Genomic DNA, 13993 nt, shown 5'->3' with positions numbered 1-13993 from the left:
AACAATCCTTATATCATTTTGGGAGTGCATCCTATCATCTTTGCATCAAACATCAAATTTTAAGCTACTGAAAAATCATTGAATTCTTTTGTCCACATACCCACACGAAGCGTAACAAACTTCAACCTAAGTGAAGCTCTAGTGTGGGTATGTGGGCAATAAGATGACTCCTTTTAAGTGTCTTGCAGGATGGTTTGCGGCCAGTTCAGGCCAGGAAATAATCCTCAACAAGACCAATATCCCCTTTAAGGGGAGGCAAAGCCTGGGGTAATTAGCATGTTATTTAGCAAGAAATAACAGACTACCCTTGCAGCATCATTTTAAATAGCTGCAACTTTTTAGCCTCTGGAAGGAGGCGCTATTCCCGGGCTTTGACCGCTGCGTCACTGGCCTTTTACTGCCAGTGACGCAGCGATTCGCTGCATTAAACAACCGAATTTTCAATGGGTTACATTGAAAATTCGGTCACTCTCTATCTGACCGAATCAAAATCGATTATTTACTGAACATTATTGCCTGAAAAAAACACTTATTTTTGATAAATAGTCCTTGTATTTTATTGAGAGATGCCAGTCAATTTGCTACTATACTTGAAGAACACAACTGATGAATCCGTGTAATCCGGATGAAACCAAGAACACCTGGTCTTGTGACATTGCTGCCCTAATTCCCAAATCACCGCAGCTGGACGTTTAGTCGGGAACCATAACTCACCTGTTTGCTCAGGACCAAAAAATTAACCGCAGTTTTTTAACGGTTAGTCACTAACAACAGGAATTCTGTTGACCTTTCATAATCAACACCTTGCTTTACAAGTTCGTTGAACCCATTGAACTATCGATGATGAATTTTTTATCTATTGATATTTCGAATAAAAAACTTTGACTATTAAATTTTGACTTTTGAACTACAGAGAATGATTGTTGTGTTGTGAATCAATACATTGGATTTTTTGATGGTTTTGACTGTGACATGCTGCCTTAAATGACGGCATTTTTTAATTTTAACACCTTAAACTGGAGAACTTATGAACAATTCCGCCCGTGATATTAGCAACAAAGAAACTCTATCTGTTATTGATGAGCTGCAAGACAAGAAAGAATATCTATTAAATCAGGAGAACTTTGAACGATTAATACAAGTACAAAAATCCGTAGAACAAGCGACTGAAATGCGACCGACTTTTAAAAAATTGATTAATAGTTTAGTGACCGATGAAGCGTTAGAAGCATTAACCAATAAACTTATTAAACAAATGGCATAACGGAACATTGACCTTTAACTAATGACCGGCAAGGAGAAAAACGAAATAAAAAAAACACTGTTTTACTGATATATGAAGCAACTACGGGTTTACCCCCAGATCGAGCCTTGTGGTTTAACCAAGCACCATTTTTATGGGCTGCTCGAGCAACACTAAACCTAATTCCCGGGTAAACGTAGTGAAGATTTTATAAAGGGTGAGGACAATGTCGAGAAAAAAAACGCTAATCAACACCGTTAACCAACACCTGAAATACAACAATCAGGGTGCCTACAAACAACGCCAATTGCGTTATTTTGTCTTGCATAAAATTATTGAAGATTTTTATTGTCTTCGGGAAATTCCAGCTACTTGGTATGCCCTAAGCACCGCACACGTCATCCAATTAGTAGATTTTTGGAAGAAAAGCGGCTTAAAAAACGCCACCATCATGAATTATTTAGTGTGTTTCCGTGCTTTTTTGAACACCATTGAACACCCCATTAATGGCATTGATAATGCCAGTTTGCAATTAACAAAATCACGAGTGAATAAAAAGCCTATTATTGACAGAGACGCTGTGCTTACTCAATTAAACGACCCTATCGCTGCCATCCAATTTGCCTTACAAAGCCATTTTGGACTAACGCGCTTTGAGGCTATACAGCTGGTTCCCAATATTCATATTAAAGAAGATTTCCTGCTCATTACGCGAGAAATCAGCAGCAACAGCAAAGACCGAGCTATTCCAATCCACTCACCAATGCAAAAAAAAATAATAACCTCTATTCATACGCACATAACGGCATCACAAAACCTAAAAGAGTGTTTAGGCGAAACCCACCTCAAACTTGTTTATCACTATGCCCTGAAACAAGCAGGTTTATCAACAGGCATTCAGTATCGCTATTTATACGCCAAAGCCCGTCTGCAGGAATTAAATGAGTTCCCTAAACAATTGGCAACAAACATGATTAAAGAAGAAATGAGTATAACCGCGGCAAGTACCTTCTGGAGTTATTGCTATGAGTAATACCAAGCTAAGAAGTGCAACCTATTCGATTCACAATCTCGTGAAAATGATGAACATTCAGTCTTATAGTACTCGTGCGGATACGCGAGTTATGTTGGTTCGCTGCATTAAAGATTTGCATGAATTAGGCTTTAAGGTCGGGCATATCAAAGGTATTAAAGAAAGGCATGTTCATGCTTTAGTTGAACACTGGAAAAAACAAGATAAAAGCCCTGCAACTATTAAAAATTACATGGCAAAGCTTAGGCAAATGGCAGCTACTCTAGGCTATCCTGAACTAATTAAACCGGATAATAGCGCTTACCAAATTAAGGAGCGTTCTTATCTGCCGACCGTGAATAAAGCGATCACATCCTTGGATTTATCCTTATGTGACGACCCATACATCCGTCTATCACTTGAAGGACAAGCGCTTTTTGGGTTCAGGCGTGAAGAATCCCTTAAATTCACTCTCAGTGAAGCCCATAAAGAAAATAATCTCTTCATCCAGCCAAGTTGGACTAAAGGCGGTATAGGGAGGATTATAAGTATCAGAACCGAAGCGCAGCGTCTTTGGCTTGCCAAGGTACATCAATTGGTCTTACCAGGGCAATCGCTTATACCTCCTAAAAAATCCTATAAAGAACAACTCGGACATTATAAAACGCTAACTTCTCGCATGGGATTAACTAATTTACATGGTTTACGGCACGCCTATGCCCAACGTCGGTATCAAGAGTTAACTGCCTATTTTGATAACGATACAAAAGGGCTATTGCCACCTATTGCTGGAGGGAGGCCGTTTAAGGAACTGTCATTAACTGAACAGGATTGGGATAGGCGAGCCAGGCATATCCTGGTTCGCGAACTTGGGCACTGTAGATTAAATATTGTGAAGGTCTACATAGGGTGATAGATGTTTTTATTGGAAATTTATTGAGAATTTTATGGTTTTTTACCACTATTATTAGTATAATACACAAGAGAAGCGACTGATGAATCCGTGAAATTCGGAAGAAACCAAAAAACCTTGGTCTCGTTAAATTGCTACCCTAATTCCCCAATCACTGTAGCTGAGCGTTTAGTCGGGAACCTGATATACCTTAATTCAATACACAAATATTGAATCCCTTAAAAGAATAGAGGTGTAGTCCTTTATTTTTATTTCATTAAAGCAATTAATCTTGTTTTGAACTCGTTTGAATTCATTGTCTGATACTTATCAGACAAACCCATTTTGAGAATGTATTCTTTAACAATTTGGGTTATTCAACCATGTTTAAAAAAGGTGAATGACGTAGGCATACGCTGGAGAAGAACTCAGCGTTTGCTGATTATTTCTCCGGTTTTTTACAGGAGAAATGGTCGTGCGTATTCAGACAGATACCTTAAAATATGCTAAGATTCTTAAAGAGAGTGGATTTTCTAAAGAGTCATCTGAGGGATTTTTTCCACATTGACTCAGATAGAAATCTACAACATTTATAGCGTCGAAGAGGTGGATAACATGTTAAGTGAAGCCGTCAGACAAGTATTTGTTGAGCAGGATAAAAAACTTGCTGAACAACAACGTGAATTTGATGCGCGTATGCAAGATATTGCAATGCGTAACGATCTGGAGGCAAATCATCACGCTCTGGAGCTTGGCGAACTAAAACAGGAACTGAAAGAGGGCCGTAGTCGAAGCGATACGATTTGGCACAACATGATGAATGAACTTGCCGCTAATCGTCGCTGGACTATAGTGACAATTATTACCGTTGGCTTGTCTATTGCAACCTATCTTTCAGCGTTAATTCATTTCAATCACTAAGCCTATTTAAAGGTTTGTAACCCATAGGGGAAATCACACTTCCTCCATGGGGCAAGGGTAATTTCCCAATATTTAAGGAGAAAACCCATGCAACATCCATCTTTTGCAGAATACACCAACCAATGCACTCGAACCGATTTAGCCTTTTTTGATTTATTGCGCTCTATCGCTGAACTTCATGTCTATCAGCATGAATTATCAGCAGAAGACATAGCACAACTTCAAATTGGCGCTCGAACGTTGAATGGGATAATTGCAAGGAATACCACAACGAACCATTCTATGCAGTTGGTCTAGGAAGCAGGATTAACCCTGTTATTTGTTTTACCCGTTTTAATCCGCACAATCGGAACACTTCTGCCTTGTGCGGGAATTCTCCGATTGTGCGATTTTTTATTAATTACATTTAAAGGAGAACTAAAATGGCAGTATTAAACAAAGTCCAATTGATAGGGCATGTGGGTCATTCACCCAGAAGCACCCAAACAAAGGAACATCATCCGGTTGCATCAGTCTCCCTTGCCACGAATGAATCCTATCGCCGTAATGGTGAATGGGAAACCATTACCGAATGGCATCATCTGGTGTTTTTTGGGAAATTAGCAGCCTTAGCTGTTGAACGCTTGCAAAAAGGCAGTCAAGTTTATATTGAGGGCAAACTCCGCTCAAATAACTGGACTGACGTGGAAGGTGTGAAACGGCAATCAATCAATATTGTGGTGCAATCCATCCAATTACTTGATAACGCCAAACCCAAAGAACTACCCGAGCAGACTGACAAACCAACACCAGAGGAGTATTTAGCTCAAATGCACTCGATGTTGGAATGTGAAGAAGTTCCTTTTTAATTATTTCATTAATCCCGAAGGGAGTTATCCCTTCGGGAACAACTCCTTTTTTAAAACTTAAGGAGAACCACTTAAAATGAATTCATTTGAACTGACAGCAGCGTCTACTTTCCTCAGTTATTTTCCGGATGATATTGAGTATTCAACCCTTATCAATCGGTTACATAATGATGAATTAGGGACTGATGACAATGCAATAGATTTTTGGCAACCTTTTGAATACTACCCAAGTGTATTCATCGCGGAATGCATAGAAACATTGCATCACCGATTGGTTGAAACGTTTCATATAAAAAAGTAACACTCTAGGTTAACTCCGGCAGGAACCTATCCTGCGAGGGATGGATTTCTGCCTATTTTTAAGGAGGAAATCATGAATTTAATTGAGAAAATTACCGCAGCAATATTAGAGGATGAAGAGCCAACCGAGAAACAGTCGGAGCTTTTAGTTGAATCATACCTTAATAGCATCGACAGGCAAGCAATTGATAATTGTTTCATCTGTCTTTGTGGGTATAGCCTGTCTAGTTTAATCAATTGAATTAATTTAATAACCCTAATGGGAGCAAGACTCCCATTAGGGACTTGCTCCTTTTTCTTTTGAATCAGGAGAGCAATTAATGAATATATTAACAACAGAACAACTTTATAAAGCAGCACCTTCTTTATTTACCCGAGGTGCGGCTGATCACACCAGTGAGCGTTATAAGCCAATTGCCACATCTGATGTCATCGATAGATTGCTGCAAGAAGGATTTTATCCAACTACAGCAAAACAATCGGTGAGTCGATCTGAAGAAAGAAAAATGTTTGCAAAACACATGGTTCGTTTTCGGCATCGAGACTATCACAATCCTGGCAACGGACTTTTTCCTGAGCTGGTTCTGGTCAACTCCCATGACGGACTCTCATCGTATCGATTGATGGCAGGTCTTTATCGTCAAATCTGTACCAATGGACTTGTAGCTGGAAAAAGCTATGATGAAGTGCGAGTCAAGCATCAGGGAGATGTCATTGGTAATGTCATTGAAGGAACCTATCGGGTGATTGAATCATCACAGAAAATGCTTCAAGTGGTGGAGCACATGGGGAATTGCGTGTTGCCAGAGGAAAAGCTTTTAGAGTTTTCAACACAAGCGCATGAACTTCGCTTTAGTGATGATGCCAATCTTGTCATCGAGCCCCAAAATCTTTTGATTCCCAGACGACGTGAAGACATAAAACGCGATTTGTTTTCTGTGTTTAATGTGGTCCAGGAGAATCTGATTAAAGGAGGTGTTCCGGGCTTCAGGCTCAATGAGCACGGACGATGGCGCAGAGCAAGAAGCCGGAAAATTACGTCAATCGATCAAAACGTCAAGCTCAACCGCGACCTTTGGACGATTGCCGAGAATACTCTGCTCTCTTGTTAATCAAATCAATTAACCCTTGTGGGATAAGATTCCCGCAAGGGAATTTTTCTCGCTTTTTAAGGAGCAAGCGGTGAATCAGGAATCAAATAAATTAGTCACACGTGTTTTATGTGGGAACTGTATTGGTCCTATATGCAATCCTCATGGCGGAAGACGCTTATTATGTGGCGATCAACCTAATCCACAAAATAAAGTGATGATGACTTACAACGAACTGTATCAATACATCGATCAGGTTATGAGCCAAGCGTTCTGGGCTTACGTCATTCATCACAATCTATTGTTTGATGACGAGTACGATCCAGTAGGTAATTGTCAATATAATGTCATTGCATCAGGATTAGAAAGTCTGACACAAGAAGACGCTAGAGCACTTTGGCTAAAACATTGCGATGCTATTTTCAATGGCTTTTTATTTAAAAAAGATGCTCTTTTTTTAAGAAATGCCGAACTTATTAATACATCACTAAAATGCCAAAATACTTGAAATAATATTATAAAAGCCCCATTTCGGGGCTTTTTTTTAAATGAAATTTACACCAAGTATCTTTATATAATTAATATGGTGTATTCCTCAGCGCCTATTTTAAATCCCTGTATTTAAATTCCTACCCATTCATTCATTTTGCTGTACTCTACTTGCAGTAATTTTTTTAAAAAATTATCCCTATAACTGAAATATTAATAACTAATATGCCAATAGAAATTGAAACTCCTAGAATGATATTGCGTTTAATTAAAGAGGGTGACTTAGAACAAGTCGCTAAACTTAATTCAGACCAAGAAGTTAGGAAATTTTTTCCTGATGGTATTCAAGACCGAGAGCAAAACCAGGAAAAGAATAAAAGAGTTTATGACTTTTTACAAAGAAAGAGGACTTCCTTGTTTTGTCATTTTTTCTAAGGTTTCAAAGGAGTTCCTGGGACGCTGTGGATTTGGTCCTATAGAAACGGGAGAAGTTGAAGTAGGGTATCTAATAACCAGAAAATTTTGGGGAATGGGCTATGCTTCTAAAGCCCTTAATGCTCTGCTTGATTGGAGTAAAAAGAATATCGAAGCTGACTATATCATTGCATTTGCTCCTTTAAGGCATGAAGCATCTCAGCGAGTAATGGAAAAATGTGGAATGAAATATTACAAAGTTGATATTGGTCATGGTGTTGAGTGCAAATTCTATCGTATAAAAAATAACTAAATTTATGTGTGCACTAGCGAGTTGAATCCGCCTACCAATACCGGTGATAACAGTGGTGATTTTGCAAAACTTTCAGCTCAGAAACAGTATTATGGATAAATTGAATAATAGACCAAGGAAATCGCCAGGTTATTTATCCCCGGCAAATTATTGGATTGAGTAAGCAGGAACAGCACCATGAGTTACAACGAGTTAACTCAATACGGCTGTTCACTTTTTGATTTTATAGGTAAAGAATGAATAGTAATGAGCACAAGCTTGGGCTGCCAATCGAATATCAGCAATTACCAGAATATTTCGATGCACATAATACTAATGAACAGACAGAAGCTAAAAATGCTCTGATAGAGAGATTATTAAAAGAGCAAAAAGTTAAAACGGTTCTGGATATGGCCTGTGGCACTGGCTCACAAGTGTTTTACCTTAACGAGCGAGGCTATGAAGTCATAGGTAATGATTTCAGTCCCGCTTTACTTGATATAGCACGAGGTAAAGCAAAAGATAAGAATCGTACTATTACTTTCATTGACGGTGATATGCGGAGTGTGAAAGTAGGAAAATTTGATGCGATTATTACTATTTTTAGCGCTATTGGCCACCTAAGCAAAGCGGATTTTGAAATTACACTAAAAAATATACGTGCTAACCTGAAGGATGAGGGCATATATATTTTTGATATTTTTAACCTGCAAGCCATTACTGATGAGATTATTGATGATTTTGTGATGGACATTGAAAGCGTTGTTAATGGCGTCAATATCCATAATGTGCAGCATTCCGAGATTGATAGAGAAAATGGTCTTCTCACTTCCCATGATCAAGTTACGATTTTCAAAGATGGATGCGAGCCGGAAATACACAACAATAGTTTCAGCCTGCAAATTTATACTGCTAAAGAATTGCAGGAAATACTTAGCGGAAATGGGTTTGAAATAGTGAGTCAATATGACATGGATGGAAATATTTTTATAGCTGATAAGAGTCTAAATATCCTAACCGTAGCAAGGAAGAAAAAGGCATGATAACTATTACATCCTCTAACAGGTGTGTTGCATTTATTGGTTGAATCCGCCCGAGCCTAGAACTTTTCTATTTGTGGTAATTATTACTATCACTGGTAGTAAACCAGCCAATAACAGATTTCCGCACCACCTGTGCGGAAATCTGTTAGAGTAAAATGCGAAACTGTCAGCACTACTGGCAGAAATTACTTGTATAAACCATCAGTACATTTGAGTCTCCCGTTTTATCGAACAAAAACTGTCAACAGTGTTGACAGTTTTCCAAGAAAAATAATGTTGAATTAGGTTTTGCAGCTCCATAATGAACTTGTAAAGGCCGACTAGCCTTCTTTCGACAGTAATTTTTTATATTTGGCAGATTGATGCCGTTCAATGAGATCAATATCATTGTATCGATCGGTAATAGCACTTGAGCTATGACCCGCATCATCGCGGACGTGTGCCACCGGTCGCCCACGCATATTGATATCATCTGAAATACCGGTATGGCGCAACCAATGTACTGTTGCGGATTCAAAGCTATCAGCTTCTGTTGAATATCCCATGGTTCTTAAATTTTGCATCGTTTTATCAAAACAATCTTGGACTAAACGACGAATATGTCTTGAACTTGTCATTCCACCTTTACCTTTTTCTTTCGGCAACAGCGGTGTTTGATCATTGATCGAGGGGAGTGGGGTTAACTGCATACTGATACGATATCTCTTGAGTGCGGAAAGCATGTCATCAGGTACTGCAATATCACGCATTTTGTTACCTTTCCCTACTGTTTTAAACCACCAACAATCTTGGCTGTCTTTGTAAAAGTGACCCATTTCAGGTGTCCAACGGTCACTTGCGCATAATTCAGATATGCGTAAGTACAATAAATACAGCGCGGAAATAATAAATAGGGTACGCTCGTGTTTGTCTGGTGCATTGATTGCCATTTCTTTCACCGTATCAAGACATGTTTGCCATTGTTTTTCACTCAATCGCATCACTTGTGCCTGATGCTGATGTTTTTGGATGTATTTGTTTTTTTGCTTGATGAGGGTAATAGGGTTCAGCGATACTTTTTCCTCTAAAGCCAAGTAATTATAAAAACTGCTGAGTACTGTAAAAATCTCACGAATTGCTTTTTGTGATAGCTGATAATCTTGTTTATCTGGTTTCAATCCATTTTTATGGGAGGCTTTGCTGATAGTGACAACAAAAGGACGCCATTCTGGATTGGGAATGCGCTCATCATTGCGCTTAATAAAACGTGATACCTTTTTAAAGCCAATCCAAGACTTGGGAGGATCAAGACAAAATTGAATGTAGTTTTCTATATCTTGTCGTTTTAAATCGAGCAGTGATTTTTTCCCAATTAGCCAAGCCCATTGAATTAATCGTTCGACTTCTCGACGATACGATTCAAATGTGGCATTATTATTATCATATTGTTTTAAAAAATCGAGACAAAAAATTAAGTCATACGGCGCAAAGGATGGAGGTATAAATGTTTGCCAATTTTTTTCTTTAAGTTGTTGGTAGGTATCTATTAATGGTTGTGGTATAGGAATACTTGCCATGGTCACACTCTAATTTTGAAATGGATTAATAGATCATTTACGTCTTCGTATGCGCACTAATCATCAATATTTTCTTCACTGAATTCTGCTTCAAGTTCCGCAATGCTTGGCAGGTTTGATTTTAAGTTTTCAGGAATTGCCTTTGTAAGTTGATATTCAGAAACGCCTATTGGTTTTTCTATGCCTTTTAGAGCATACTCAGCAATGACTTTGCTTCTTGATTTGCAAAGCAATAAACCTATGCTAGGATTATCGTGTTCCGTTTTAAGATACTGATCAACCAAGTTGAGATAAAAATTTAATTGTCCAGCATGTTCTGGTTTGAAGCGAACTGCCTTCCATTCTATAACAATAAATGCCCTAAGTTTTAAATGATAAAAGAGCATATCTAGGAAATAAGTTTCGCCATCAATTTCCATCGGATATTGACTACCAACAAATGAGAAACCCTTGCCCAGCTCTAATAAAAACTTGGTAATATGTGCAATGGAAGCATGCTCAATTTCGCGCTCAAGTGCATCATCATGAAGACCTAAAAAATCAAAATTATATGGACTTTTAAGTACTTCTTGCGCAAGTGATGATTGTGCTGTTGGTAATCGGTGTATAAAATTAGATGCTTTACTAGAGGGTAAAGCTTGAGATTGATATAAATTTTGACTAATATTTTTTTCAAGTGTTGAGCGTGACCAACCATTTTCAATGGTTTGACTTACATACCAATCACGCATGATAGCATCATTAACTCTTTGTATTAAAACAACAATATGTCCCCAAGGTAAATCCCGCACAGCTTGTGCGCGAATTTCATTTAAATCAGGATATTCCTCGGCAAGACGTTTCATTCGTCGGATGTTTGCTACCGAATAACCCCGGGTTTCAGGAAATAAATTCTGTAGATCTCGAGATAATGTTTCAATAAAGCCCGTTCCCCAAGATTTTTGCTTCTGTTTCTCAATTATTTGTTTGCCAATGTACCAATAGTGGTTGATAACTTCTTGATTTACGGCCAGTGCTGCACGGAATTGTGAGGACTTTATTTGAGTTTTAAGCGCACTTAAAAATGATTTATAATCATGATCGAGATGAAAAGTTATTTCTTTTGACATACTTGGTTCCTTTGTTGGGTTGACTAATCGATTACAATTCAATTTGTCTTCCAAGCACAAAATTTTTGCTCACTGTCGTGAGCGAAAGCTATTCGACTACGATAACTTAATTTCAAAAACTTTCTGCAGCGGGCGTTGCAAAAAGTTTAATTACCAAATTAGATATCAATAATACTTAATTTTCAAATAATTGTAAACAGTCCAGTAGTATGAACTATTGGACTTATAAAAACTATCGATGCTGTTTTTGTATAGATCCCATTATCCCCCATTAAACTTTTGTGAGAATACTCTAATTTTAACGGCTACCCAATTGTATTGTTGTTTGTCATATACTTATCAAGATTAGATAAAAGTGGATAAAAAATAAAAAGCAGGATTGAAGAGTATGTGCGTTAAGCCCTTTCGAATGCTCAAATACATGTGTAATATGATTGATCATCATTTAAAACACATGGCGGTAAAAAAATTCCTCTGATTTATCCATTAGTCATCTATCATGGTAAACGCAAATATCCATTTTCCACTGATCTGAACGATTTGGTTGACGCACCACCATCACTGATTGACCATTATTTTTTAAAACCATTTCAGCTCATTGATTTGGGGCAAATCGATGATGAAACATTGAAACAACATGCATGGTCTGGGGTCATAGAGTTTGCATTGAAACACATCTTTGCCCGAGATATCTTAGCGTGGTTAAAAGATATTGCAGATACACTTCACCAGCTTGACAACACAGGTGGACTTGATTTTATTGCAATTGTGTTACAATGCTTATTAGAACGTGGTGAATTAAGTGACAAAGAGGCTTTTTTAAGTTAATCGACACCCAAATATCACATGAAGTTGGAGAAAAAATTATGAGCCTGGCTGAACAGTTAAAAGAAGAAGGTAGAATTGAAAAAGAAAGAGAAATTGCAAAACGCATGCTGGATGAAGGTGCTGAGCCTACTTTTGTCGCCAAAGTAACCGGTCTATCTCTTGATAAAATCAAAATGTTGCAAAAGTATTAAACTTTCTGCAAAAAATTTATTTTAATGCTGAGGGTTTATGATGAGCGAGGATTTATTCGTATTAGCATGGAAAAAAGGGATCCAAAAAGTTGGAACAGAATGTTTTAACATAAAGGCATCTTCCCTTGATTCAGCTAAAAAGAAATGGCAATTAGAGCCTAATTATGAATTCATTAAAACCGCAATAGGTGGTTACAGTCATGGAAAACAAGTCCTTATAGGACTTATGTACTCTTTTTTTGATGCGGAATACGGTCAAAAATTATTAGAGAAAGCACAAACACCCAACTTCGTTCAAGCCCGCTCAATTCTTGATAAAGAAGCATTAGAAATTATTTCTCAGTTATGGTTATACCATACTGGATGGTGATAAAAAGAGTGTTCTTTATCATCTGATTTTAATCAGTTTGATTTAAAGAATTTAATAACTCAGCTGCTTTAACAGGATTAATTTGAAACAATCGTACTTTGAGTTCTGATGCACTCATTTGCTTGCATTGATCCAATTCAAATCTGCTAATCTTCTTGGAACCACCAAGACACTCTTTAGTTCCCAATGAAACCCCAAGGAGGTATTTTTCTTTATGTTGCGCATAGATGATTCCGGCATAAACTGATTTCTTATTATCAGAATACTTAATATACTCTTGATACTCACTACTTTTTTCATCCAATACCCAGATGAGCCTGGTGGCTTGATAATTCGTATAACGATTTTTCCCTCGAAACACATCATTAACGAAATTCTTAATCCCCTGATTGCCAAAATAGCGATGACCTGCATCACCGTAATGTTTAAAAAATATCTCCGATAGCCGTTCAGTAGGACTTTTTTCTATAATAAAATATAAAGGCCAAAAAATAGGTTTAAGTATCAAATAGAATTTCATACCAGGCCGTATCTTAAGCAGATCAATATCCATGTTTTTTTTAAGATCACTGTATTTTAAAAGGCATTGAACAGAAGAAACCAATGAAATTATAAACCCCACCACATACACTATGGCAGTCCAATTAAAAAGCTCTGAATGCATCACTAAAACCTAAATATTTATAAAATATAATCCATTTACCAAGACGCTTAGAATAATCACCTTTTTAGTGTCTGACTACCAAAGATTGAATAAAATCTAGATTATGGAGAGTTTCGCGGTGCTTACTTATAAAAACTTGTTCCAGCTTATCTCGATTCAATTTCTGCAATGACACCCTTAACGACAAGAAATCTCTTACAAAAAAAACAGCATACCAGCCAATGCCTTAATAGTGCAGAAACGCTATACTGTACTTGTTTGGCGCAGCTGGGATGTTGACAGGATGTTGAGGCACTAGCGAGTTCAAGGATGAGCTCAAATCAATGGCATTTACAGCTGCGCACAGGCACAAAACAAAAACCTCTAAACTCACCTTAATTTTTTATAATGAGATTACATCTCACACTACCCAACTAACTCTTTAGGGGAGGCAGTCAGGGTACGTGTGTAAATGGGTCACTTCGTTTTCAAAACAGGCCACAACCCTTGCCAGAAAAGGTTTGTAGCTTGGTTTCATAGAAATCAATCTATGTTTAAAATATTGCCAATCATGTCGCATATTTTTCTTAATCAATGTTCCCGCCAAATGCCCGATGGGTTTGAGATGCTAATGGCTCCAACTTTGCCTCTTAATTAGAGATGTCTATAAAATTATGATTTATGGGATACTCATAATTTCTTTAAAAAAACGTCTACTAAATTGCTTAAAAGAGGATTAAAACAACACTTC

Annotated in this window: 17 protein-coding genes and 1 pseudogene; 15 read left to right on the top strand and 3 right to left on the bottom strand. The window is 37.6% G+C overall.

Going from position 1 to position 13993, the window contains the following annotated elements:
- Nucleotides 1-1027 precede the first annotated feature (1027 nt).
- The 12 genes from Lwal_RS08105 (at nucleotide 1028) to Lwal_RS08055 (ending at nucleotide 8545) form a co-directional block, all read left to right on the top strand.
- On the top strand, nucleotides 1028-1264 hold the full coding sequence (locus Lwal_RS08105) for a hypothetical protein (protein ID WP_058480320.1): 237 nt from the start codon (nucleotides 1028-1030) through the stop codon (nucleotides 1262-1264).
- Between the two features lie 205 nt (nucleotides 1265-1469).
- The gene (locus Lwal_RS08100) at nucleotides 1470-2276 is read left to right on the top strand and encodes an integrase domain-containing protein (protein ID WP_058480319.1); all 807 of its coding nucleotides are present in this window, start codon (nucleotides 1470-1472) and stop codon (nucleotides 2274-2276) included.
- Nucleotides 2269-3168: a phage integrase N-terminal domain-containing protein gene (locus Lwal_RS08095; protein WP_058480318.1), complete on the top strand. Its 900-nt coding sequence runs from the start codon at nucleotides 2269-2271 to the stop codon at nucleotides 3166-3168. Before Lwal_RS08100 ends, Lwal_RS08095 begins: the two co-directional genes overlap by 8 nt.
- Before the next feature lie 594 nt (nucleotides 3169-3762).
- Entirely contained in the window at nucleotides 3763-4068 is a 306-nt protein-coding gene (locus Lwal_RS08090; RefSeq protein ID WP_058480317.1) for a hypothetical protein, read from the top strand.
- Nucleotides 4069-4155: 87 nt separating this feature from the next.
- Nucleotides 4156-4365 carry a hypothetical protein gene (locus tag Lwal_RS08085; protein ID WP_058480316.1) on the top strand — a complete coding sequence of 70 codons (210 nt, stop codon included), beginning with the start codon at nucleotides 4156-4158 and terminating at the stop codon, nucleotides 4363-4365.
- 125 nt (nucleotides 4366-4490) lie between these two features.
- Nucleotides 4491-4916: a single-stranded DNA-binding protein gene (locus Lwal_RS08080; RefSeq protein WP_058480315.1), complete on the top strand. Its 426-nt coding sequence runs from the start codon at nucleotides 4491-4493 to the stop codon at nucleotides 4914-4916.
- A gap of 76 nt (nucleotides 4917-4992) precedes the next feature.
- On the top strand, nucleotides 4993-5217 hold the full coding sequence (locus Lwal_RS08075; protein WP_058480314.1) for a hypothetical protein: 225 nt from the start codon (nucleotides 4993-4995) through the stop codon (nucleotides 5215-5217).
- 72 nt (nucleotides 5218-5289) lie between these two features.
- The gene (locus Lwal_RS17365; RefSeq protein WP_157066275.1) at nucleotides 5290-5457 is read left to right on the top strand and encodes a hypothetical protein; all 168 of its coding nucleotides are present in this window, start codon (nucleotides 5290-5292) and stop codon (nucleotides 5455-5457) included.
- Between the two features lie 79 nt (nucleotides 5458-5536).
- Nucleotides 5537-6328 (top strand): DUF932 domain-containing protein, encoded by a 792-nt coding sequence (locus Lwal_RS08070; protein ID WP_058480313.1) that lies wholly within the window; start codon nucleotides 5537-5539, stop codon nucleotides 6326-6328.
- Between the two features lie 70 nt (nucleotides 6329-6398).
- A complete protein-coding gene (locus Lwal_RS08065; RefSeq protein ID WP_058480312.1) occupies nucleotides 6399-6815 on the top strand; it encodes a hypothetical protein in 417 nt (138 codons plus the stop codon).
- A gap of 318 nt (nucleotides 6816-7133) precedes the next feature.
- Nucleotides 7134-7523 (top strand): GNAT family N-acetyltransferase, encoded by a 390-nt coding sequence (locus Lwal_RS08060; protein WP_231951003.1) that lies wholly within the window; start codon nucleotides 7134-7136, stop codon nucleotides 7521-7523.
- A 236-nt stretch (nucleotides 7524-7759) separates the two neighbouring features.
- Nucleotides 7760-8545: a class I SAM-dependent methyltransferase gene (locus tag Lwal_RS08055; RefSeq protein WP_058480311.1), complete on the top strand. Its 786-nt coding sequence runs from the start codon at nucleotides 7760-7762 to the stop codon at nucleotides 8543-8545.
- Nucleotides 8546-8865: 320 nt separating this feature from the next.
- Here the strand turns inward: Lwal_RS08055 and Lwal_RS08050 are convergent, their stop codons facing one another.
- Both Lwal_RS08050 and Lwal_RS08045 read right to left on the bottom strand, forming a co-directional pair.
- On the bottom strand, nucleotides 8866-10101 hold the full coding sequence (locus Lwal_RS08050) for a tyrosine-type recombinase/integrase (protein ID WP_058480310.1): 1236 nt from the start codon (nucleotides 10099-10101) through the stop codon (nucleotides 8866-8868).
- Nucleotides 10102-10157: 56 nt separating this feature from the next.
- On the bottom strand, nucleotides 10158-11210 hold the full coding sequence (locus tag Lwal_RS08045) for a PDDEXK nuclease domain-containing protein (RefSeq protein ID WP_058480309.1): 1053 nt from the start codon (nucleotides 11208-11210) through the stop codon (nucleotides 10158-10160).
- Between the two features lie 456 nt (nucleotides 11211-11666).
- Between Lwal_RS08045 and Lwal_RS08040 the strand changes: the two are divergent.
- The 3 genes and pseudogenes from Lwal_RS08040 to Lwal_RS08035 form a co-directional block, all read left to right on the top strand.
- Nucleotides 11667-12038: pseudogene (locus Lwal_RS08040) on the top strand (Rpn family recombination-promoting nuclease/putative transposase); the annotation flags it as partial.
- 38 nt (nucleotides 12039-12076) lie between these two features.
- Nucleotides 12077-12229, top strand: a complete 153-nt coding sequence (locus Lwal_RS17360) for a hypothetical protein (RefSeq protein WP_157066274.1) — start codon at nucleotides 12077-12079, stop codon at nucleotides 12227-12229.
- Between the two features lie 37 nt (nucleotides 12230-12266).
- Nucleotides 12267-12599 carry a hypothetical protein gene (locus Lwal_RS08035; protein WP_231951002.1) on the top strand — a complete coding sequence of 111 codons (333 nt, stop codon included), beginning with the start codon at nucleotides 12267-12269 and terminating at the stop codon, nucleotides 12597-12599.
- Between the two features lie 28 nt (nucleotides 12600-12627).
- On the opposite strand, the gene Lwal_RS08030 is transcribed toward Lwal_RS08035, so the two are convergent.
- A complete protein-coding gene (locus Lwal_RS08030) occupies nucleotides 12628-13263 on the bottom strand; it encodes a hypothetical protein (RefSeq protein ID WP_058480306.1) in 636 nt (211 codons plus the stop codon).
- Between the last annotated feature and the right edge of the window lie 730 nt (nucleotides 13264-13993).

It is taken from the genome of Legionella waltersii, from assembly GCF_001468085.1.
Classification (GTDB): domain Bacteria; phylum Pseudomonadota; class Gammaproteobacteria; order Legionellales; family Legionellaceae; genus Legionella; species Legionella waltersii.
Note: the sequence above shows the minus strand (reverse complement) of the source record. Positions and strands in the feature narration are given on the sequence as shown.

What these genes read in the sequence shown, in the direction of transcription:
- Lwal_RS17365 (WP_157066275.1), top strand. Translation starts at nt 5,290, where the DNA reads ATGAATTTAATTGAGAAAATTACCGCAGCAATATTAGAGGATGAAGAG.
- Lwal_RS08105 (WP_058480320.1), top strand. Translation starts at nt 1,028, where the DNA reads ATGAACAATTCCGCCCGTGATATTAGCAACAAAGAAACTCTATCTGTT.
- Lwal_RS08070 (WP_058480313.1), top strand. Translation starts at nt 5,537, where the DNA reads ATGAATATATTAACAACAGAACAACTTTATAAAGCAGCACCTTCTTTA.
- Lwal_RS08080 (WP_058480315.1), top strand. Translation starts at nt 4,491, where the DNA reads ATGGCAGTATTAAACAAAGTCCAATTGATAGGGCATGTGGGTCATTCA.
- Lwal_RS08055 (WP_058480311.1), top strand. Translation starts at nt 7,760, where the DNA reads ATGAATAGTAATGAGCACAAGCTTGGGCTGCCAATCGAATATCAGCAA.
- Lwal_RS08030 (WP_058480306.1), bottom strand. Translation starts at nt 13,263, where the DNA reads ATGCATTCAGAGCTTTTTAATTGGACTGCCATAGTGTATGTGGTGGGG.
- Lwal_RS08100 (WP_058480319.1), top strand. Translation starts at nt 1,470, where the DNA reads ATGTCGAGAAAAAAAACGCTAATCAACACCGTTAACCAACACCTGAAA.
- Lwal_RS08095 (WP_058480318.1), top strand. Translation starts at nt 2,269, where the DNA reads ATGAGTAATACCAAGCTAAGAAGTGCAACCTATTCGATTCACAATCTC.
- Lwal_RS08060 (WP_231951003.1), top strand. Translation starts at nt 7,134, where the DNA reads ATGGTATTCAAGACCGAGAGCAAAACCAGGAAAAGAATAAAAGAGTTT.
- Lwal_RS08085 (WP_058480316.1), top strand. Translation starts at nt 4,156, where the DNA reads ATGCAACATCCATCTTTTGCAGAATACACCAACCAATGCACTCGAACC.
- Lwal_RS08075 (WP_058480314.1), top strand. Translation starts at nt 4,993, where the DNA reads ATGAATTCATTTGAACTGACAGCAGCGTCTACTTTCCTCAGTTATTTT.
- Lwal_RS08045 (WP_058480309.1), bottom strand. Translation starts at nt 11,210, where the DNA reads ATGTCAAAAGAAATAACTTTTCATCTCGATCATGATTATAAATCATTT.
- Lwal_RS08035 (WP_231951002.1), top strand. Translation starts at nt 12,267, where the DNA reads ATGATGAGCGAGGATTTATTCGTATTAGCATGGAAAAAAGGGATCCAA.
- Lwal_RS08050 (WP_058480310.1), bottom strand. Translation starts at nt 10,101, where the DNA reads ATGGCAAGTATTCCTATACCACAACCATTAATAGATACCTACCAACAA.
- Lwal_RS08090 (WP_058480317.1), top strand. Translation starts at nt 3,763, where the DNA reads ATGTTAAGTGAAGCCGTCAGACAAGTATTTGTTGAGCAGGATAAAAAA.
- Lwal_RS17360 (WP_157066274.1), top strand. Translation starts at nt 12,077, where the DNA reads ATGAGCCTGGCTGAACAGTTAAAAGAAGAAGGTAGAATTGAAAAAGAA.